Source organism: Pseudomonas oryzihabitans (genome assembly GCF_006384975.1).
Taxonomy (GTDB): Bacteria; Pseudomonadota; Gammaproteobacteria; order Pseudomonadales; family Pseudomonadaceae; genus Chryseomonas; species Chryseomonas psychrotolerans_B.
Map to the genome: position 1 here is coordinate 3,333,736 of NZ_CP021645.1, position 20,156 is coordinate 3,353,891.

At 65.5% G+C, this 20,156-nt stretch carries 18 protein-coding genes and 1 pseudogene; 11 read left to right on the forward strand and 8 right to left on the reverse strand.

Annotation, left to right across the window (positions count from 1 at the left end; genetic code table 11):
* Window positions 1–39: 39 nt before the first annotated feature.
* Together CCZ28_RS14980 and CCZ28_RS14985 are read left to right on the forward strand one after the other, a co-directional pair.
* Window positions 40–1,101, forward strand: coding sequence for a haloacid dehalogenase-like hydrolase (locus CCZ28_RS14980; protein ID WP_140219201.1), 1,062 nt, complete (start codon window positions 40–42; stop codon window positions 1,099–1,101).
* Between the two features lie 58 nt (window positions 1,102–1,159).
* A complete protein-coding gene (locus CCZ28_RS14985) occupies window positions 1,160–1,684 on the forward strand; it encodes a glycine cleavage system protein R (RefSeq protein WP_140219203.1) in 525 nt (174 codons plus the stop codon).
* On the opposite strand, the gene CCZ28_RS14990 is transcribed toward CCZ28_RS14985, so the two are convergent.
* The 3 genes from CCZ28_RS14990 to CCZ28_RS15000 all read right to left on the reverse strand — a co-directional run bounded on the left by CCZ28_RS14990 (window position 1,681) and on the right by CCZ28_RS15000 (window position 4,823).
* Window positions 1,681–2,166, reverse strand: coding sequence for a UPF0158 family protein (locus tag CCZ28_RS14990; RefSeq protein ID WP_140219205.1), 486 nt, complete (start codon window positions 2,164–2,166; stop codon window positions 1,681–1,683). The genes CCZ28_RS14985 and CCZ28_RS14990 overlap by 4 nt on opposite strands.
* Before the next feature lie 78 nt (window positions 2,167–2,244).
* Window positions 2,245–3,645: a sugar porter family MFS transporter gene (locus CCZ28_RS14995; RefSeq protein WP_140219207.1), complete on the reverse strand. Its 1,401-nt coding sequence runs from the start codon at window positions 3,643–3,645 to the stop codon at window positions 2,245–2,247.
* A 194-nt stretch (window positions 3,646–3,839) separates the two neighbouring features.
* Window positions 3,840–4,823, reverse strand: a complete 984-nt coding sequence (locus CCZ28_RS15000) for a LysR family transcriptional regulator (protein ID WP_140219209.1) — start codon at window positions 4,821–4,823, stop codon at window positions 3,840–3,842.
* Window positions 4,824–4,915: 92 nt separating this feature from the next.
* Here CCZ28_RS15000 and CCZ28_RS15005 point away from each other — a divergent pair, with 92 nt between their 5' ends.
* From CCZ28_RS15005 to CCZ28_RS25140, 6 genes and pseudogenes are all read left to right on the forward strand, one after another.
* Window positions 4,916–5,554 carry an alanyl-tRNA editing protein gene (locus tag CCZ28_RS15005; protein ID WP_140219211.1) on the forward strand — a complete coding sequence of 213 codons (639 nt, stop codon included), beginning with the start codon at window positions 4,916–4,918 and terminating at the stop codon, window positions 5,552–5,554.
* A gap of 34 nt (window positions 5,555–5,588) precedes the next feature.
* Window positions 5,589–6,359: a 2OG-Fe(II) oxygenase family protein gene (locus CCZ28_RS15010; protein ID WP_140219213.1), complete on the forward strand. Its 771-nt coding sequence runs from the start codon at window positions 5,589–5,591 to the stop codon at window positions 6,357–6,359.
* Window position 6,360: 1 nt separating this feature from the next.
* Window positions 6,361–7,002: a LysE family translocator gene (locus CCZ28_RS15015; RefSeq protein ID WP_140219215.1), complete on the forward strand. Its 642-nt coding sequence runs from the start codon at window positions 6,361–6,363 to the stop codon at window positions 7,000–7,002.
* Between the two features lie 32 nt (window positions 7,003–7,034).
* Window positions 7,035–7,364 carry an Arc family DNA-binding protein gene (locus CCZ28_RS15020; RefSeq protein ID WP_140219217.1) on the forward strand — a complete coding sequence of 110 codons (330 nt, stop codon included), beginning with the start codon at window positions 7,035–7,037 and terminating at the stop codon, window positions 7,362–7,364.
* Window positions 7,365–7,571: 207 nt separating this feature from the next.
* Window positions 7,572–8,561: pseudogene (locus tag CCZ28_RS25135) on the forward strand (methyl-accepting chemotaxis protein); the annotation flags it as partial.
* 120 nt (window positions 8,562–8,681) lie between these two features.
* Complete coding sequence (locus CCZ28_RS25140) at window positions 8,682–9,416, forward strand: methyl-accepting chemotaxis protein (RefSeq protein ID WP_437179226.1); 735 nt, start codon at window positions 8,682–8,684, stop codon at window positions 9,414–9,416.
* Window positions 9,417–9,839: 423 nt separating this feature from the next.
* On the opposite strand, the gene CCZ28_RS15030 is transcribed toward CCZ28_RS25140, so the two are convergent.
* Window positions 9,840–10,424, reverse strand: coding sequence for a flavin reductase family protein (locus CCZ28_RS15030; protein WP_140219221.1), 585 nt, complete (start codon window positions 10,422–10,424; stop codon window positions 9,840–9,842).
* Between the two features lie 100 nt (window positions 10,425–10,524).
* Window positions 10,525–12,027 carry a dGTPase gene (gene dgt, locus CCZ28_RS15035; RefSeq protein WP_140219223.1) on the reverse strand — a complete coding sequence of 501 codons (1,503 nt, stop codon included), beginning with the start codon at window positions 12,025–12,027 and terminating at the stop codon, window positions 10,525–10,527.
* 144 nt (window positions 12,028–12,171) lie between these two features.
* Here dgt and CCZ28_RS15040 point away from each other — a divergent pair, with 144 nt between their 5' ends.
* Together CCZ28_RS15040 and rep are read left to right on the forward strand one after the other, a co-directional pair.
* Window positions 12,172–12,858 carry a hypothetical protein gene (locus CCZ28_RS15040; RefSeq protein WP_140219225.1) on the forward strand — a complete coding sequence of 229 codons (687 nt, stop codon included), beginning with the start codon at window positions 12,172–12,174 and terminating at the stop codon, window positions 12,856–12,858.
* A 60-nt stretch (window positions 12,859–12,918) separates the two neighbouring features.
* Entirely contained in the window at window positions 12,919–14,931 is a 2,013-nt protein-coding gene (rep, locus tag CCZ28_RS15045) for a DNA helicase Rep (RefSeq protein ID WP_140219227.1), read from the forward strand.
* Window positions 14,932–15,194: 263 nt separating this feature from the next.
* Here rep and CCZ28_RS15050 read toward each other — a convergent pair whose 3' ends face one another.
* Window positions 15,195–17,762, reverse strand: a complete 2,568-nt coding sequence (locus CCZ28_RS15050) for a cellulase family glycosylhydrolase (RefSeq protein ID WP_140219229.1) — start codon at window positions 17,760–17,762, stop codon at window positions 15,195–15,197.
* Window positions 17,763–18,032: 270 nt separating this feature from the next.
* Window positions 18,033–19,028 carry a glycosyl hydrolase 53 family protein gene (locus CCZ28_RS15055; RefSeq protein ID WP_240795163.1) on the reverse strand — a complete coding sequence of 332 codons (996 nt, stop codon included), beginning with the start codon at window positions 19,026–19,028 and terminating at the stop codon, window positions 18,033–18,035.
* A 39-nt stretch (window positions 19,029–19,067) separates the two neighbouring features.
* Here CCZ28_RS15055 and CCZ28_RS15060 point away from each other — a divergent pair, with 39 nt between their 5' ends.
* Window positions 19,068–19,382, forward strand: a complete 315-nt coding sequence (locus CCZ28_RS15060; protein WP_205894588.1) for a DinB family protein — start codon at window positions 19,068–19,070, stop codon at window positions 19,380–19,382.
* Between the two features lie 179 nt (window positions 19,383–19,561).
* Here CCZ28_RS15060 and CCZ28_RS15065 read toward each other — a convergent pair whose 3' ends face one another.
* Entirely contained in the window at window positions 19,562–20,116 is a 555-nt protein-coding gene (locus tag CCZ28_RS15065) for a cupin domain-containing protein (protein ID WP_058772516.1), read from the reverse strand.
* Between the last annotated feature and the right edge of the window lie 40 nt (window positions 20,117–20,156).

The window sequence follows — 20,156 nt, forward strand, 5'->3', positions numbered from 1 at the left end:
TTCGCACTCCGCGGACGCCGTAGTCGGAATACGCCCCGTATGGCCCTCCTCCCCCGTCGCCTGCTTGCCGGCCTCGTGCTCGGCGCCCTGTCCCTCACCGCCCAGGCCACCGAACTCAGCCACTGGCCCAAGGCGGCAGCCGAGCAACTCGATGCCCTGATCGCCGCCAATGCCAACCAAGGCAACTACGCGGTGTTCGACATGGACAACACCAGCTATCGCTACGACCTGGAAGAGTCGCTGCTGCCCTTCCTCGAAATGAAGGGCGTGCTGACCCGCGAGACCCTCGACCCCTCGCTCAAGCTGATCCCCTTCAAGGACGTCAACGGCCACAAGGAAAGCCTCAACAGCTACTACTACCGGCTGTGCGAGATCGACGACCTGGTCTGCTACCCCTGGGTCGCCCAGGTGTTCTCCGGCTTCACCCTCAAGCAGCTCAAGGGCTATATCGATGAGCTGATGGCCTACGGCAAGCCGATCCCCGCTACCTACTATGGCAAGGACGACAAGGTCGAGACGGTGGAGATCAACCCGCCCAAGCTCTTCACCGGCCAGCAGGAGCTCTATCACAAGCTGATGGAGAACGGCATCGAGGTCTATGTGATCAGCGCCGCCCATGAAGAACTGGTACGCATGGTGGCGTCCGATCCGCGCTACGGCTACGACGTCAAACCGCAGAATGTCATCGGCGTCACCACCCTGCTCAAGGACCCCGCCACCGGCGCCCTGACCACGGCCCGCAAGCAGATCGCCGAGGGCAAGTACGATCCCCAGGCCAACCTCAAGCTGCAGGTCACGCCCTACCTCTGGACTCCGGCCACCTGGTTCGCCGGCAAGTACGCCGCCATCCTCACCTACATCAGCCCCTGGAAGAAACCCATCCTGGTGGCGGGCGACACCCCGGTGAGCGACGGTCCCATGCTGTTCCAGGGCGTGGACGCGGCCAAGGGCGGTATCCACCTGTGGGTCGATCGCAAGGCCAAGTACCGCACCCAGATCGAGGCGATGATGAAGAGCAACGCCGAAGGTCAGGCCGCGAACGGCGTGGCGGTGAATGCCGACAAGCACTGGGTGATCGTCAAACCCGAAGACATCCAGTAGGCCAGCGTTCTAGGGCGGGCTAGACTGCAGGCACCCCTTGTCTGCCTTGGAGCCCGCCATGGAACACCTGGTCCTGACCGTCATCGCCCCTGATCGCCCCGGCCTGGTGGAAGCCCTGGCCGACTGCGTGGCCGCCCAGGGCGGCAACTGGCTGGAAAGCCGCATGGCCCACCTCGCCGGCCAGTTCGCCGGCATCCTCTCGGTGGAAGTGGAGCCGGAGCTGCGCAACGGCCTGGTGGAAACCCTGCAGCAACTGGCCATTCCGGGCCTGCGCATCCTGGTCGGCGAGCCCGGCCAGCCGGCGCCGGTGGGCGCCCCGCTGGTGCAGCTCGATCTCTTGGGCAACGATCGTGTCGGCATCGTCCGCGACATCACCCGCGCGCTGCACCAGGTCGGCGTCAACGTCGAACGCCTGTCCACCGAGACGCGTCCGGCACCCATGAGCAGCGAGGTGCTGTTCCACGCCACCGCCCTGCTGGCACTACCGGCCGACCTCGAACTCGAAGCCTTGCAGGCGCATCTGGAAACCCTTACCGACGACCTGATGGTGGATCTGAAGCTCTATCGGCACGGGCATGATTAACCCCGCCCTTTCTCCAACCGCCGCCTGATCCCCTCCGGCACATCCTCGGCCAGCGGCAGCCGGCCATCCGCCGGCAAGGCTTCCAGCCCGGCTTCGTCCAGCAGCACCAGCAGCTCTTCCTTGAGTCGGTTCAGGGCGAAGGCCTGCCAGGCCTCGCGTACCGAGGGGAAGAGGTCCAGTTCGTAGTCGAAGGTGCGCAGCGGTCGGCGGCTGTCCAGGGCGGCGCGCAAGAGCGGCTGGGCGTGGGGATGACGCAGCTGGTGCAGGAAGGCTTCGCGCAGTTCCAGGCGATCCTCCTGGGTCAGACGCGGTAGCGGCAGGTAGCGCTCGGGATCTTCCAGCTCTTCGCGCTCTTCCAGACTGAGGTCATCCGGGTCTAGCAGGCGCAGGGCGCCGCTGTCGAGATCGAGAAAATGGGTACCTCGCTCCCGGCTGTCGAGGGCGGCGGCCAGTTGATCGAGGTCGAGGGTGAGGGGGCGCATGGCAGGACTCCGGCACAGGCGAACAGGAGCGAAGATCTATCTCCGCTCCTGTTGCGACCCTAGCACTGGAAGCTGCGTTCAGCCCTGCCGCTGATAGGGAAAGAAGCGCCGCTCGCGCAGGTCGTGCTCGATCTGCTCCAGGCTCTTGCCCTTGGTTTCCGGCACCAGGCGCCAGATGAACAGCAGGGCCACCAGGGAAATCCCGGCGTAGAGCCAGAAGGTGTGGGCGGCGCCTAGCTGGGTCACCAGGCTCAGGGTGGTGAGGGTCACCAGCAGGTCGAAGCCCCAGTGGCTGAAGGCACCGACGCTGGCGCCCTTGCCGCGCACGAACAGCGGATAGACCTCGGCGTTGATCAGCCAGATGCAGACGCCAAAGCCGCCGCAATTGAGCATCAGGTAGGCGGCCAGGCAGGCCACCACCGTCCAGCGCTCGACATCGGTCTGGGGACCGGCGCCCTGGAACAGGTAGCCCATGATGGCCAGGGCGATGATGGAGCCGGGAATCAGCGTCAGCAGATAGCGACGACGGCCGATGCGGTCCACCAGGAAGCTGCCGACCACGGTCATGATCACCACCAGGATGGTGCTGCAACCGGTGGCCAGCACCGCGGTCTGGTCGGAGAAACCGGCCTGGGTGAGGATGGTCGGTGCGTAGTAGATCAGCGCATTGTTGCCGGTGATCTGCGAGAACATGGCGATGCCCGCCCCCACCAGCAGCGCCGGGCGCACCCAGGGCGAGAACAGATCGCTCCAGCTACCCTCGGGCGCATTGCTCACGGTCTTGATTTCGGTCAGTTCGGCCTGGGCTGCCGCCGTGCCGCCCCGCACCCGTTCCAGCACGGCCAGGGCGTCTTTTTCGCGGCCCTTGACCAGCAGCCAGCGTGGGCTCTCCGGCAGCACCGCCATGCCGGCCAGCAGGATCAGCGCCGGCACCAGGCCGAGGCCGAACATCCAGCGCCAGTGCTCGTCCAGGGCGAAGCCGGTGAAGTAGGCCACGGTGATGCCGAACACCACCATGAACTGGAACAGCACCACCAGCTTGCCGCGGTGCTCCGGCGGCGCCACCTCGGCGATGTACACCGGGATGATCTGGGTGGAACTGCCGGCCGACAGGCCGAGCAGGAAGCGCGACAGGATCAAGAGGGTGACGTTGGGCGACAGCGCCGAGAGCACCGAGCCCAGGGCGAACACCAGGGCCACCCCGATGATGGTCTTGCGCCGGCCGAGCCGGTCGGAGATCGGGCCGGTACCCAGGCAGCCGAACAGGGCGCCGAAGATGATGGCACCGGTCACCAGCTGCTTGACGGTGTCGTCCATGGCGAATTCCCGGCCGAGGCCGAGCAGGGCGACGCCGATGATGCCGGTGTCGTAGCCGAACAGCAGGCCTCCGAGGGCAGCGATCACGGCGATGAGCACGACCAGCCCCTTGCGCGGGGTGGCCGCCACGGGTACGGCTAGCGAGGGTGAGGAAGCGAGCATGGGAAATCCTTTCTTGTTCTGCCAGGGCCAGGATCGCCAGGCGATCCGCAGGACTCGCGCAGACGAGTCGTGATCAGCATGACCTAGCGAAAACCCGCGGGGTCCTAGGCAAAGAAAGGTTAGGTGAATCGTTTCACCTAACAGCAGTAGTTGTAACAGAACTTGTGAAAGGCTTCACGAAAGCTCGGATCGCCTCAGCTGCCGATGGTCAGCTCCTGGAAACGCCGTTCGGGCAAGGCCGCGGCGCCCTGGCCCTGGCGCAGCGCCTGGTCGCTCAGGCGTTCGACGAGAAAGTCGATGAACACCTTGAGCTTGGGCGGTAGATGGCGGGTCGCCGGATACAGCAGCCAGGCGCCGCCGTAGTAGTGCGGCAGGAAGGTCCAGTCCGGCAGCACCTGGACGATCTCGCCCCGCGCCAGGGCGGCCTGGGCGGTGAAGAACGGCAGGCTGCCGATGCCGATGTGATTGAGCACGGCGTCCAGCCGCACCCCGGTGTGGTTGGCGGCATAGCGCCCGCGGACGTTGACGTGGACCACCTTGGCGCCCTGGCGGAATTTCCAGCGCGAATCGGCCGGCTCCTCGCCGAGATAGATGCAGCTGTGCTGGGCCAGGTCACGCGGGTGCGCGGGGCTGCCGTGCTCGGCCAGGTACTGCGGCGTGGCGCAGAGCAGGTGCTCGATGGTGAGCAACTGGCGACCGACCAGGCCGGGCGGTGGCCGATCGGTGATGCGGATGGCCAGGTCGACGTTGTCGTCGATCAGATCGACGTAGCGGTCTTCCAGCATCAGCTGGACATCCACCGCCGGGTAGCGGCGCAGGAACTCGGGCATGTGTGGATGGATCAGGGTGCTGCCCACCGCCTTGGGCACCGACAGCCGCACGATACCGGCCGGGGCCTGGTTGAACTGGCCGCTGACCTCCAGCACCGCCCGCGCGGCCCCGACCATGTCGCTGCAGCGCCGGTACACCTCTTCCCCCGCCTCCGACAAGCGCAGCTTGCGGGTGCTGCGATTGAGCAATCGTGTGCCTAAAGCCTTCTCCAGGCGCGCCACGCTGCGGCTGGTGGACGAGGGCGTCAACCCTAGCTGACGGGCCGCCGCAGAGAAGCTGCCGCTCTCCACGACCCGTACGAAGATGGCCATCTCGCTCAGCAAAGGGAGGGGAAGACTTATGCTCACAGCGCAAAATTCCTTTGGAGGGAGGATGGATTATCACGCTTTCACCCCCTCATTAGAATGACGATATATCTCGCTTTCCTGGTAGTAGCCGTATGACCGAGCGCCTGTATTTCTTGAGCGACAGTCTGATCGCCGAGGTCGAGGTCATTGCCTGCAGCCCCGCCGAAGTGGGCTATCTGGTCGAATTGCGGGCGACGCCCTTCCATCCCCAGGGCGGTGGCCAACCCAGCGACACCGGCTGGATCGGGACCGCCCAGGTCAGCCGCGTGGTGCAGGACGGTGAACGCATCCTGCACCACACCCAGCGCGCCCTTCAACCGGGCGTCGTACTGGCGCGGGTCGATGAAGAGCGGCGGCGGCGGCATTCGCGGCTGCACTCGGCCGGCCACCTGATCGGCCACATCGGCGAGACCTATGGCTGGCAACCGGTCAAGGCTCATCACTGGCCGGGCGAAGGCAAGATCGAATTCGTGCCGGGGCTGGAACCGCAGCCCCTGGACGTCCAGACCCTGCAAGCGCAGTTCGATTCCCTGGTGGAGGAAGACCTGCCGCTACGGATCGAGGTCGATGCCGCGGGCCTGCGCCAGGTGAGCTTCGGCGAGGGCGTGGCGCGCTACGCCTGCGGCGGCACCCATATGCGCTCGTCCCGTGCCGTCGGGTCGTTGAGCGCCCTGGGCCTCAAGGAAAAGAAAGGGCGTCTGCTGGTGAGCTACGACATGGCCGACGCCTGAGCTACCGCCCACCTCACCGCAGACAGGAAGCGCCATGCTGCTCGAACTCGACGCTCTCGACACCGAGAGCCTGCACCATCTCGCCGCTGAACGCCTGTTGGCCGTGCGCGTCCGGGCCTTCGTCCCCCGCCCGCTGGCCGACGACCTCGGCCAACAGATCCTCGGTAACGGCTTCGCCAGCTATGCCAACGCCCCCAGTATCGGCCGCATCGGCATGGCCTTCTACGAGGCGGAGAACCAGCGCTCGCAGATGGACGACTACTTCGCCAGCGTCGCCCGCAATCTGGAAGAGCTGCGCCGCCGCTGTCGGCCCTATCTCAATCCCATCGACCTGGTGCGCTGCACCCTCGACGAGGCCTGGCCCGCCGGCGCCCAGCTGCAGACCCTCTGGGGCCGCAAGATGTACGTCGGCCTGTCGCGGGTGGTGAAGCCCGGGGTGCGCTTTCTCGCCCACCACGACATCTTCGCCAAGGACGCCCCCGGTAGCACGGAGGCGGAGAGCGTGGTGACTCAACTGGCCTGCAACGTCTACCTGACCATGCCCAGCGAGGGCGGCGAATTGCAGCTCTGGTCGCGCGAGCTGTCGCCGGAGGCTTTCGACGCCCTGCGCGGCGACAGCTACGGCATCGAGCCCGACCAGCTCGGCCCGCCCTGCCTGACGATTCGCCCCGAACCGGGCGACCTGATCCTGTTCAATTCCCGCCGCATGCACGCCGTGACCCCCGGCAACGACCAGCCCCGCCTGTCGCTGTCGTGTTTCGTCGGCTATCGCGGGGTCGCCGAACCCCTGACGTACTGGAGCTGACATGTCCCCCTATCTGAGCGAATTCCTCGCCTTGGCGACCATCCACTTCCTGGCGGTACTGGCCCCGGGACCGGACTTCGCCGTGACCGTACGCCAGAGCGTCAGGTTCGGCCGCCTGATCGGCCTCTGTACCGCCCTGGGCATCGGCGCCGGCATCTCGGTGCACGTGCTCTATACCCTGCTCGGCATCGGCGCCCTGATGCATGCCACGCCCTGGCTGCTGGATGCCGCCAAGGTGCTGGGCGGTGCCTACATCCTCTGGCTGGGCTTCAACCTCATCCGCAGCAAGCCCACCGCCGCGCCGCTGGACGACAGCCAGTGGCAGGCCGCCGATCTGGAACGCCAGGCACCGGGCAAGGCCTTTCTCACCGGCTTCCTGACCAACGCCACCAATCCCAAGGCCACCCTGTTCTTCCTGGCCATCTTCACCACCGTGGTCAGCGCCGAGACGCCGCTGGCCGTGCAAGGGCTCTACGGCCTGTGGATGTGCGCGGTCAACGCCGGCTGGTTCGCCCTGGTCAGCCTGCTGTTTTCCAGCCCCCGTGTTCGCCAGACCTTCCTGCGCCTGGGCCACTGGTTCGAACGAACCATGGGCCTGGTGCTGGTTTTCTTCGCCGGTCGACTGCTGTTGTCGGCGCTTTGACGTCAGCCACCCCTGTTATCTGGAGGTCCGCCATGCCTTACGTCCACCGCGCTCCCGCTGGTATTCCCACGGAAAAATTCGTCGTCCGCCTGCCCGATGGCATGCGTGAACGCATCGCCGCCGTGGCCCGTACCCATCGCCACAGCATGAACACCGAGATCGTCGCCTGGCTGGAACGCAGCCTGGTGCAGGACGGCGTGCTGGAACCCGGCAGTCTCGACCAGGACGACGACCTGCTCAGCGCCGGCGAGCAATTGCTGCTGCAACGCTTCCGCCAACTCAACGAGCGCCAGCAGAATGCGCTGATCTCGGTGCTGGAACTGGAATTACCGGTACCCCTGGCCAGCCCGGAAACCGCCTGAGCGCAACCGGCTCTTCCCCCGGGGAGAGCCGGTCGTCGGCTGGCCGGCACCTGACCGATCAGTCACTTTCAAGTCGCCAGCGGGATGGCCGATGAAGGGGTATCTCGACTCCTTACCGGTACCCTCATGTCCGCCTCCAAAGCATCCTGGCTGAGCAATCTCGGCATTTCCAAGAAACTGTCCCTGGGCTTCGGCGCCCTGCTGGTCATGGTGGCGGTGGTAGCCCTGTTCGGTTACCTCACCGCCAATACCCTGCTCGACCGCATCACCAAGACGCGCTACAGCGGCGACCTCAAGGCCGACATCCTCAATGTACGGGTCGATGAAAAGAATTATCTGCTCGACCCGAGCAGCGCCAATGTCACCCGCCAGCAGACCGACCTGACCCACGTGTCGGAAGAGATCGCCAAGGGCCTGTCCCTGCTGACCAATCCGGCCAACGTCGCCATCCTGAGCAACATCCAGCAGGAAATGAAGGCCTACCGCGAGCGCTTCGCCACCCTGCTGCAGGCCAACCAGACCAGCGCCGAGGCGCAGAAGGAACTGACCCAGGTCTCCGACAACGTCACCAAGACCTTCGACGAATTGTTCGAACTCGTCTTCGCCCCCGGCGGCAGCTACGGCACCGCCGAGCTCAAGGCCGTCGCCCAGATGAAGGCGCAGATGGTCGGCATCCGCCTGGCCATCCGCCGCTTCCTCGGCGATCCCGACGACAGCAAGGCCCAGGCGGCGCTCAAGGCCATCGATGATCTGCGCAATACCCTGACCGCCACCCAGAAGCAGATCGACGGCGATACCGCCGCGCGACTGTACAACGCCGACCAGGACGTGACCCGCTATCGCGCCTTCTTCGAATCCATCGTCGCCCAGAATCGCCAAGCCCAGACCGCCGTCACCAGCCTGCAGGACCAGGGCAACAAACTGGTGCAATTGCTCGACCAGCTGAGCGAAGGCCAGCTCAAGTCCGCCAACGCCGAGCGCCAGGCCGCCCTGCTCAAGCTCCTGCTGAGCAGCCTGGTCGCCCTGCTGATCGGCATCGCCGCCGCCTGGCTGATCACCCGGCAGATCGCCCAGCCGCTGGCGACCGCCATGGCCATGCTCAAGCGCGTCGCCGCAGGCGATCTCACGCTGCGCAGCGAGGTCGCTCGCCGTGATGAGCTGGGCGAACTGCAGCGGACCACCCAGGCCATGGCCGACGACCTGCGGCAGCTGGTCGGCGGGATCGCCGGCGGCGTGAGCCAGCTCGCCAGCGCGGCGGAAGAGCTGTCCGCCTTCGGCATGCAGACCAGCCGCGGCGTGACCCAGCAGCGTGACGAGATGCACCAGGTGGCTACCGCCATGAACGAGATGGCGGCCACGGTGCAGAACGTGGCGCAGAACACCTCCACCGCCTCGAACGCCGCCCAGACCGCCGACACCATGGCCCGTGAAGGCAGCCAGACGGTCAAGCGCGCCGCCCAGGAAATCACCCTGGCCGCGGAAGAGGTCGAGGGCCTCGGCGCGGCCATGGAGCGCCTGGACGCCGCCAGCGGGCGTATCGGCAGCGTCATCGACGTGATCAAGGCCATCGCCGAGCAGACCAACCTGTTGGCGCTCAACGCCGCCATCGAAGCCGCCCGTGCCGGCGAGCAGGGCCGCGGTTTCGCCGTGGTGGCCGACGAGGTGCGCTCCCTGGCGCAGCGCACCCAGGAATCCACCCGCGAGATCGGCGAGCTGATCGCCACCCTGCAACAGGGCACCACCGAAGCCAGCGAGCGCATGCAGGCCAGCCGCGACCGCACCCTGGGCACCGTGACCCTGGCCCAGGAGGCCGAACGCGCCCTGGACGCCATCTACCAGACGGTAGCGGAGATCCAGAATCTCAACCAACAGATCGCCACCGCCGTGGAAGAACAGAGCCTGGTGGCCGAGGAAATCAACGCCAACGTGGTCAAGGTCAGCGGTCTCGCCGAGGAATCGGCCACCGCCAATACCCACGCGGCGACCTCGATCAACGAACTGGCACGCCTGGGCGGCGACCTCCAGCAGATGGTCGCGCGCTTCCGCGTCTGAGTGCGGTTGCGGCTACGCCAGGACGGCTGGCGTAGCCGGGCTCAGAGCTTGTTCAAAATCTCGCGAGCTAGTGTGGTGTTTCAGAAGTTATCTACACAATTTTGGCGGCGCTTTTTGCCCGCAGCGGCGGACCGCCCTGGGCGGTGTTGCCACTCCTCGCCATAGCCCTGCTATGACTCGTCCCGGCGCCTGGCCCAGGAACAAAAATCACTCGCCAATTCTTGTGCGAACTTCTGAAACACCACACTAGAGCCAAACAAGGCCTAGGCGGCCCCGCGAAGATAGCTGAGGAAGCGGATCGGACTCGCGCGCGAGTCTATGAGTGGTAAATGAGCATTGCGACGGGGCCGCCTAGGCCGGGCTGGCGACCCAGGCCATTTTCAACGCAGTTTGGCCGACGTGCAGCAGATTTTGAACAGGCTCTCAGGCGCGCGGCTCCAGCATCCGCCCCTGGATACCGTCGCCGATCACCAGGAAATGGCCACCCGCGACGTGGTGCAGGGTGCGCAGCCCATCCTGGCCGCTGAAGTCCCAGTGGCCGTCACGAAAGACCCGGGTGTCGGCCTGGGCGGCGAGCACCTCGCCGAGGAAAAGGTCGTAGCGCTGCTGATTGCGCGCCTCTGGCAGCAACCGGCACTCCAGCCAGGCGACGCAACCGGCGATCCGCGGTGCGCTGATCCTTTCGCCGTCCAGGCTCTCGATGTCATAGGCGTCGAACTTGTCCACGTTCCACCCGCTGGTGTTGCCCACCGTCTGCACCAGATCCACCTGGGCGGCGCAGGGCACGTTGAGCACGAAGCTGCCCTCGGCTTCCAACAGCTGGCGGGTCCAGGTCTGCTTGTCCAGCACCACCGCCACCTTGCAGGGTTCGAAATCCACCGCCATGGCCCAGGCCGCCGCCATGACGCTGCGTTGTTCCGCATGAGCGGCGCTGACCAACACGGTAGGGCCGTGGTTGAGCAGGCGATAGGCCTTGGCCAGGGGAACGGGGGCGAGGGTGGTGGTCATGGCGAGATCCTGAGTGAGCGAGAACATCAAGACTGGGCTCTGTCTGAAAAGTGCCTGGGCTCGCGAGGCCACTCTTCGGCGGCCTTGAGTGGCGGGTTGACTAGGTCGCCGAAAGCGTCTGGTATTCATCCAGGGCGAACTGATCGGTCATGCCACTCACGAAGTCGAGCAGCATGCGATAACGGTGGTAGAACTCCCAGTGCGCGAAGTGGGCCGCCGCGGGGTCCAATTCCCTGAGTGCCTGGGTATAGGCCCGCAGATGCTTGGGCGGCAGGCGCCGCAGCAGCAGATGCTCGTGTGGCCACTGGCCACGCTCGCCGCGCGACAGCACGATGAAGTCCGCCGCGGGCAACCTGAGCAGGGGCGCGTAGCTGTCCAGCAGGCCTTGCAGGATGCGCAGGCCCTGCAACTCCAAGGTCTGGACCTCGCGATGGCAGAAGACCTGCTCCACCGCCACCTGCTTGAAGGTATTCACCACCGCTTCGTGGATGCTGCCATCTTCTAGCAGCGCCCGTCCCAGGGTGCCGGCTTCGACCGCAGGGAAATGCTCGATGAACTGGCTCGCCGCGTGGGCGACCAAGGGATGGAGCATGTTGACCCTCAGCCAGATGAAGTAGCTGCCCTGGGGATCGACCTCTTCGCGTTGCGCGATGCGCAGATTGCTCCTGATAGCTTCGGCGAAGCTACTGGGCGTGTCGCGGATGACCGTGACAGGCTCATCGACGCCATGCGGCCGGAGCTGGCCAAACTTGGCTATCAGCAGCTCGCTCAGCCGTTCGAGACTCAGGATGCCCTTCTCCACCGCGTCTTCCAGGTCCGCCAGGCAGTAGGAGATGTCGTCGGCGGCCTCCATGATGTAGACCACGGGATGCCGGGTACCCGGCGCCATGTCCAGCACCTGCCACAGCTCCTGGACGAAGGGCTCCTCGGCCAGGTAGTACCCGGGCTTCTTGTTGAGGTAATAGCCAGGCTCGCCGCGAGCGGGCTTGGGCTGGTAGGCCGGGCGGACATATTTGAGCAGTCCGGCGGTCTGGGTATAGGTGAGATTGAGCCGGAGCAACTTGACCACCAGGCGCACGGCCTGGGCGTTGCCTTCGAATTGGGCGAGATCGCTGAGCAAGCGCTCGCGCAGAGCCGGATCGTGGGGCGCGGGAACGGTCGCCTCGAACAGCGCCGCCAGGTGCCGCTCCGACCAGGCGTTGAGGGCAAATTCGCCGAAATGCCCGAAGGGTGGATTGCCGATGTCGTGCATCAGGCAGGACATCTCCACCAGGGTTTCGAGGATGCCGTCCAGCCCTTGCAGACCGTATTCGGCGGCGCGCGGCCCAAGCTCCTTGAACAGCTTTCGGACGATGTAGCGCCCGGTTTGCTGGACTTCCAGCGAGTGCGTCAGGCGGCTGCGCACGGCGGCGTTGCGCTCCAGCGGAAAGACCTGGGTCTTCTGCTGCAGACGCCGCACGGGCGCCGAGACGATGATGCGACCGCGGTCGCTTTCCAGCGCGGTTTGCACCCAGGCGATCCCGCAGTCGTCGACCTTCATGCTGGGATCCGTGGCTTGCCGCCGATAGGCGCGGGCACCGCTGATCTTGTCCCTGATACTCATCACTTCCCTCCTTGTGCGCTAGGGCATGGATTGCGCAAAAATTTGCCGATTCCGCTGGCGACCCGCAAACCTCTCCAGGCCATCGTGGTCCGACGCCAATGCCCTCTACGGGTCGACAAGAATATAGCGTTAAGGATGACCACTATGCCTGCCTTCTTCCTGAAGTCCGCCCTGGTGCTGTGCCTGCTCTGCTCGCTGGCGCTATCGGCCCAGGCGGCGCCCGCGCAACCGCCGTCGAGCGCCACCCAACCGCTGCTCTCCAGCTCGATCAACGACTTCAGCAACGAAGACTGGGATCGCGGCGTGCTGCGCCGGGTCGCTGGCCTGACCATTCCGGCGACGCCGGCCAATGTCGAGGGCTTCATCAGCGGTCGCCAGGTCCAACTGGGTGACGGCCAGTGGCGCGCCATCACCGAGGTGCAGCGGGTCGGCGACAACCTGGCGGTGTTCGTCGAGGGCGAGCCGCTGGACGCCGAGGCCGTCGGCTATCCACGGCGCCTGGTGGTGGACGACGCCCCGGGGACCGGGCGTCACCTGCAACGCCTGCCCGGGCGCTTCAACACCCCGATCAACGACTTCACCAACCAGGACTGGCTCAAGGGCATCTACCGCAAGGCGGCCGGCGTCTCCATCCCGGTCACCGAACGCAACCGCGAGGAATTCAAACCCGGCGCCATCGTCCGCCTGGCCGATGGCCAGGACTATGCCGTCACCCACGTCAGCGAATTCGGCCGCAGCATGGGCGTCTTTCTCGACAGCCCCGTGCTGCCCGGCGAAAAGTACGGCTATCCGCGCCAGCTGACCTTCGTCGCTCCCGCGCCCAAGCCCTGAGACCGGAGGGGGCGCCGCTGGTAGAATCCTTCGCCCAGCGTCGTCACCCCTCGGTCCGCCATGTCCAAGCTCAATCCCCGCCAGGCCGAAGCCGTGGCCTACATCAGCGGCCCCCTGCTGGTGCTGGCCGGCGCCGGCTCCGGCAAGACCAGCGTCATCACCCGCAAGATCGCCTACCTGGTGCAACAGTGCGGCATCCGCGCCCAGTACATCTGCGCCGTGACCTTCACCAACAAGGCGGCGCGGGAGATGAAGGCACGGGTCGCCAGCCTGCTCAAGGCCGGCGAAGGCCGCGGCCTCACCGTCTCCACCTTCCACAACCTCGGGCTGAACATCATCCGTCGCGAGTACGTGCACCTGGGCTACAAGCCGGGCTTCTCCATCTTCGACGAGGGCGACATCAAGGCGCTGCTCACCGACATCATGCAGAAGGAGTACCAGGGCGACGACGGCCTGGACGAGATCAAGAACTACATCGGCAACTGGAAGAACGACCTCATCCTGCCGGAAGAGGCCCTGGAAAAGGCGCGCACGCCCAAGGAGCAGACTGCCGCGGTGGTCTACCTGCACTACCAGCGCACCCTCAAGGCCTATAACGCGGTCGATTTCGACGACCTCATCCTGATGCCGGTGAAGCTGTTCCAGGATCACCCCGAGGTGCTGGAGCGCTGGCGCAATCGCATCCGCTACATGCTGGTGGACGAATACCAGGACACCAACACCAGCCAGTACCTGCTGGTGAAGATGCTGGTGCAGGAGCGCGCCCAGTTCACCGTGGTGGGCGACGACGACCAGTCGATCTATGCCTGGCGCGGCGCGCGGCCGGAAAACCTGATGCAGCTCAAGGACGACTTCCCCTCGCTGAAAGTGGTGATGCTGGAGCAGAACTACCGCTCCACCAGCCGCATCCTCAAGTGCGCCAACGTGCTCATCGCCAACAATCCCCATGTGTTCGAGAAGCAGCTGTGGAGCGAGATGGGCCACGGCGATCCGATCCGGGTGCTGCGCTGCAAGAACGAGGACGGCGAGGCCGAACGCATCGCCCTGGAAATCCTCACCCTGCACCTCAAGACCCAGCGGCCCTACGCGGATTTCGCCATCCTCTATCGCGGCAACCACCAGGCCAAGCTGATGGAGCTGAAACTCCAGCACCACCAGATCCCCTACCGGCTCTCCGGCGGCACCAGCTTCTTCGCCCGCCAGGAGGTCAAGGACGTGATGTCCTACCTGCGCCTGCTGGTGAATCCGGACGACGACAACGCCTTCCTGCGGGTGATCAACGTACCGCGCCGGGAGATTGGCTCCACCACCCTGGAAAAGCTCGGCAACTACGCCGGCAGCCGGGATCTATCGATGTACGCCGCTGCCGACGAGATCGGCCTCGGCGAACACCTGGACGCCCGCTTCACCGAGCGCCTGGCGCGCTTCAAGCGCTGGATGGACGGGGTGCGCCAGAACTGCGCCGGCGAAGACCCCATCGGCGCCCTGCGCAGCATGGTGATGGACATCGACTACGAGAACTGGATTCGCCAGAACGCCAGCTCCGACAAGATCGCCGACTTCCGCATGGGCAACGTCTGGTTCCTCCTGGATGCGCTGAAGAACATCCTGAAAAAGGATGAGGACGGCGAGATGACCATCGAGGATGCCATCGCCAAGCTGGTGCTGCGCGACATGCTCGAGCGCCAGCAGGAGGAAGAGGAAGGCGCAGACGGGGTGCAGATGATGACCCTGCACGCCTCCAAGGGCCTGGAGTTCCCCTATGTGTTCATCATGGGCATGGAAGAGGAGATCCTGCCGCACCGCTCCAGCATCGAGGCCGACACCATCGAGGAAGAGCGCCGCCTGGCCTACGTGGGCATCACCCGCGCCCGCCAGACCCTGGCCTTCACCTACGCCACCCGGCGCAAGCAGTACGGCGAGCTGATCGACTGCACCCCCAGCCGCTTCCTCGACGAGTTGCCACCCGAGGACCTGCAATGGGAAGGCATGGAGGAAGCCCCCCAGGAACAGAAGGCCGCCCGCGGCAACGACGCCCTGGCGGCGATGCGGGCGATGCTGAAGAAGGGGTGAGGACCGCTGCCGGCGATTGCCCCCACCCCAACCCTCTCCCTGAGGGAGAGGGGGCTAGCGCGTGCCGCCGCGAGCCGAGGCATCTCGCCTTAGGCTTCCTCGTAAAGCCACTGGCTACGCGACCAACCCACCACACCGATCAGTCCCCTCTCCCTCCGGGAGAGGGCTAGGGTGAGGGCCACCCAACACCCATATTCCCCCCAAAACAACACCGCCCCCGCTACCTATCAGGCAGCGGGGGCGGTGCAGTTGTCGCTCAGCCCTTACTTGGCGAAGCTGGTCACCATGTCGAAGATCGGCTTGGGACGCTTGAGGTCATACATCATCCCGAAGTGCCGCTCGTGGACCACCGGGTTGTTCGGCTCGTCGAGCAATTCGTAGACGTTGATCTCGGCCACCACATCCTTGTAGCTGGTGTTGAGCACCGTGAGCATCTGCTTGACGCTGTCGTAGCAGGCCTGGTCGCCGGCGCGACCGCCGTCGGTGTTGCCCTGGTAGACGTTGCCGCAGTTCATCTCGTTGAAGAACACCTTGGTCTTGTACTTGGTGGCCATGGCGCGCATCTGCCCCAGGTACATGTCCATCCAGTAACCCTTGTCGTCGAAGTAGGGGTAATAGTGGAAGCTCACATAGTCGAAGTTGAAACCCGACGCCTTGGCCTGGTCGAGGAACCACATGGCGCCGTTGCGATCACCCGGGCAGCGTGAGGTGGCGGTCTTGTCGTCCGAGTTGCAGGCCATCACGTTGATGGTAGTCTTGAGGTTGGCGCCCAGTTCGTCCGAGGCCTGCTTGATGCCGCGGTAGATGCCGACCAGGACGTTGATACGATCCTGCGCACCGGCCTTGGCATAGTCCTGCTCGTTACCGATCTCCCAGATCTTGATGTCGTTGGCGTAGCGCTTGGCCAGGGTATAGGCCTGTGCCTGGCTCAGCTTGTGGGTGATCACCGGCCGCAGGGTGATGTTGTACTTGCGCGCCAGGGCCACCAGCCGATCCAGCCGGTCGAAGTTGGTCACCAGGTACTCGCCGGAACGATAGGTCCGCAGGTTGCGCGCCGCCAGCAATTGCAGACGGGCTTCCATCTCCGCATCCGGATAGGCGTCGCTGTTGTCGTGACCCACCACCCCCAGCGGGATGTTGGCGTAGCCGGTCAGTGGCGCCGAGGAGACGGTACCGCTGGGAGCCGGCTGGACCACGTTCTGCACCGGTTGGGTCGCGGTCGAGCCGCCCTGAGCCAGGGCGGTGCTGACCTTCTTGTCGAAGGCGGTCTTGTCGTCGCCCAGGCTGCTGCGCATGACTTCCAGCGGCAGGTTGGCGCGCGCGGTGACGCCGTTGGCCAGGCGACTGGCCCAGTAGGCACTGCCGCTGCTGTCGGCGCTACGGCCATAGAGGGTCTGGTAGACCTTGTTGACCAGGGCCGCGCCACTCAGAGAGCCATAGAGCGCGGTGGATTCGCTGTTGGCGGCGAAGGTGGCCGCCACCTGCTCGACGCTCATATCGCTAGCCAGGCGCGAAGCCCAGTAATTCAGGCCACCGGCATCGGCCGCTCGACCGTAGTAGGCCAGGTAGAGCTGTTCGACGGTGGTCAGCTTGGACGAGGTCGTGGCGGTGCCGGTGGTAGCCGTGGTGCCTCCCGTGCTCGCGCCGGTCCCCGCAGTGCCCCCGGTAGTGCCAGTGCCGGTGGCAGGCGTTGCGCCGGTCGTGTTGCCGGTAGTACCGGTAGCGCCCGTACCGCCGGTGGTGCCCGCGGTCGCGCCGCCGGTGGCGGTCTCGGCCTTGGCCGGGGTGGTGGCGACGGGCGTCATCTGGGGACCGATGGCCGCGCAGCTGTCCTTGTCGAGGTACTTGGCGAGCACCGCCCACTGCGGACGCTCCTTGCCATTGATCGGCTCGACCGCCTGGTTGTAGGTGCCCCAACCCGGACCGGCGGCCCAGTAGGTGGCCGGAATGCAGTTCTGCTTCAGGTAGGCCAGCATGGCGTCAAGAATGGGCAACCAGCGCGCATCCGTGTCAGGTACGCCGAAGCCGCCGATGAAGCCGCGCTTGTTGTTGGTCTTGAGCCAGGAGACGAAGGGCTTGAGCCGGTCGACACCATAGCTCGACGCCAGGCTGGCGACGTTCAGATTGGTATCGAAGAAGGCCTGGGCCATGAAGATCAGGTTGTTGGCCGGATCGGTCAGCTTGAGCAGGCCGTCGTTCCACTGCGGCCAGCGGGAGGTGTCGGCCCAGCCGTTGCCCTCGATGAAGATCGGGTGGGTCGAGTCGGCCACGCGCACGCCATTGATTCCGTACTGGGCGGCGGTCGGCCAGTTGCTCACGGCGTCGTGGGGCTCGTTCATGATGTCGTAGCCATAGAGCGCCGGATGGGTGCCCCAGCGCTGGGCGACACGGGTCATGAGATTCTGGAAGGCCTCGTAGGGCACTTCGCCCGCGCCGATGACCTTGCCCTGATAGCGGGCGTAGTTGTGCAGATCGAGGATGACCTTGACCCCGTACTTCTGGGCATAGCCCAGGGTGCGATCGATCAGGCCGGCGTAGGTGGGGTCGAGATTGACCCCCATGGACGGTTGCAGGCGTTCCCAGAGGATGGGGAAGCGCACCAGCTTCACGCCCTTGGCGCTCCACTGCTGGAAATGGCTCTCGGCCGGGAAGATGTAGTTGCGGTCGTTGACACCGGGCAGGATCTGGGCGGCGAAGGTGGCGCCGGAGAAGTTGAGACCAACCAGGTCAACGGCCTGGGCGGAGGTGGCGAGCGAAGCGGTGGCGAAAAGAGCAGGCAACAGCAACGCCTGACGCGGCAGGCGACGGGAGATGGAGCTAAGGATTGTCATGCAAAGGAACCAGATAGGCCGAGGTGCGCGATTCGATCCGTGCATCCCACCTCGGTACAGCAGGAAAACTGCCGGAGAAGATCGTTTCCCCGACACCTGCAAAGCCTAGTGCAAGCGCTAGACCAATAAGAACCCGTGCCATCATCAAGCCGGGGTGAACGCGACCTTTTGCCAGATGTACGGTGCCGATGATGGCACTTTCGCTACCGTTTATCGGTGACTACCCAGTCACGAGAAGGGCCGACCGGAGCCTAAAGTCAGACTTGTCGGCTATCTGACGTCTCCGGACGCCCCGGCATAGCGGCGAATCAGCGCCATGACCGGTTTCGGCCGGTCCAGGTCGTAGAACAAGCCGAAGTGCCGCTCGTGGGGGACCGGGTGGGTCGGCTCGTCGAGCAGTTCGTAGACGTTGATCTCCCGGACGACGTCGCGGTAGCGGCCATTGAGTTCGGAGAGGATGGACTCCAGGCTGTCGTAGCAGCCGCGATCGCCCGGTCGGCCGCCATCGGTGCTGCCGCTGTAGATCTCGCCGCAATTGACCTCGTTGAAGAAGATCCGGGTGCGGTACTTTTCCGCCATGGCGCGCATCTGGCCCAAGTAGAGGTCCATCCAGCGGCCGCGGTCGTGGTAGTGCGGGTAGTAGTGAAAACTGATGTGGTCGAAGTCGAAGCCCGCCGCCTTGGCCTGGTCGAGAAACCACAGGGAGCCCAGTGGCTCGCCAGGGCAGCGCGCCTTGGGACTCCGGTCATGGGGATTGCAGGACATCACGTTGATGGTGGTCTCGAGTCCTGCGCCCAGTTCGTCGGACGCCCGTCGAATCCCCCGGTAGATGTCCACCAGCCGGCTGATGCGAATCCCGGCGCCGACGCGGGAATAGTCCTGTTCGTTGCCGATCTCCCAGATCTTGATGTCCTGGGCATAGCGCTTGGCCAGGGCGTAGGCCTGAGCCTGGGTCAGCTGCTGGGTGATCACCGGCCTCAGGGTGATGCGGTACTGGCGGGCCAGGGCCACCAGGCGATCCAGCCGCGGCAGGTCCAACAGCAGGAATTCACCGGACCGGTAGCTGCGCAGGTTGTAGCGGTCGAGCAGTTGCAGCCGCCGCTCCATCTGCGCATCGGGATAGGCGGCGTTGTTGTCGTGGCCCACCACGCCCAGCGGGATATAGGGCAACTCGGGCAGGACCACCGGCTCGGCGGCCCGCGCCATACCGGCCAAGGCCAGGACCAGCGTCAGACCCAGGCCAAACTGTCGCGAACGGCGGCGCATCGCAGGCTTCCTTGCAGGAGGTGAGAGCAGCGCCCGAGCATGGCAAAGCGCTGCCACCCCCTCAATGCCAGGGCTGGCCAGGCTGCGACCCCACGCACATCTCCTCGGGTTACAGTAGGTGTTCGAGCACTCCGCGCCACCGGCCCGGTGCGGGAGCGGGTCGACCGGACCCTGCAGCATCTCTTCGTCCACCAGTTGCACCACCGCGGCCAGGCCCACGCCCTGCTGCTGGCGAGCGGCGTGGCACCGCCGCAACTGGACGAATTCTTCCTCGCCCAGGACGAGCCCCTGCGCCGAGCGGAGTTGCGGGCGCTGGGGATAGATGAGCAGGAGGTATGGGGTACTGACCTGTAGGAGCGGCCGCATCGGCGGACCGCCCTGGCCGCCATAGGGCGGCGCCGATGAAGCCGAACCCCCGCTCGAACAGCTCCCTCTCCCTCCGGGAGAGGGTTGGGGTGAGGGCACCCTTGGCACCGACTCCAGGTGGAAAAGGCTACGCCGTTTTCCACCCTACGAGTTCGTGACGCAGATGCTCAGAAATTCGCCGGCGTGGTCGCGCTGATCAGCCGGGCGGGGGCGTCGAAGGGATTGCGGAAGCGATGCGGCCGGCTGCTCTCGAAGTAGTAGCTGTCGCCCGGTTCGAGGATATGTACCTCGCCCCCCACGGTCAGCTCCAGGCGGCCCTCCACCACCAGGCCGGCCTCCTCGCCCTCGTGGGCGTACATCTCTTCGCCGGTGTCGGCACCCGGCGGATAGGTCTCGTCGAGAAAGGCCAGGGCGCGACTGGGATGGGCGCGGCCGACCAGGCGCATGCGTACGGTCTGGGCACCGCTGGCGATGTCGATGAGTTCGTTGGCGCGATAGACCACCTGGGTGGGGGCATCCTGTTCCAGGTCCAGGGAAAAGAATTCCACCAGGGACATGGGAATGCCGGCCAGCACCTTCTTCAACGAGCTGATGGAGGGGCTGACGCTGTTCTTCTCGATCATCGAGATGGTGCTGTTGGTCACCCCGGCACGTTTGGCGAGTTCGCGCTGGGACAGGCCCTTGAGGGTACGGATGGTTTGCAGGCGGGCACCGACGTCCAAGGTGGTGAACTCTCCTCGACAGGGCGGACGGACCGCAGGC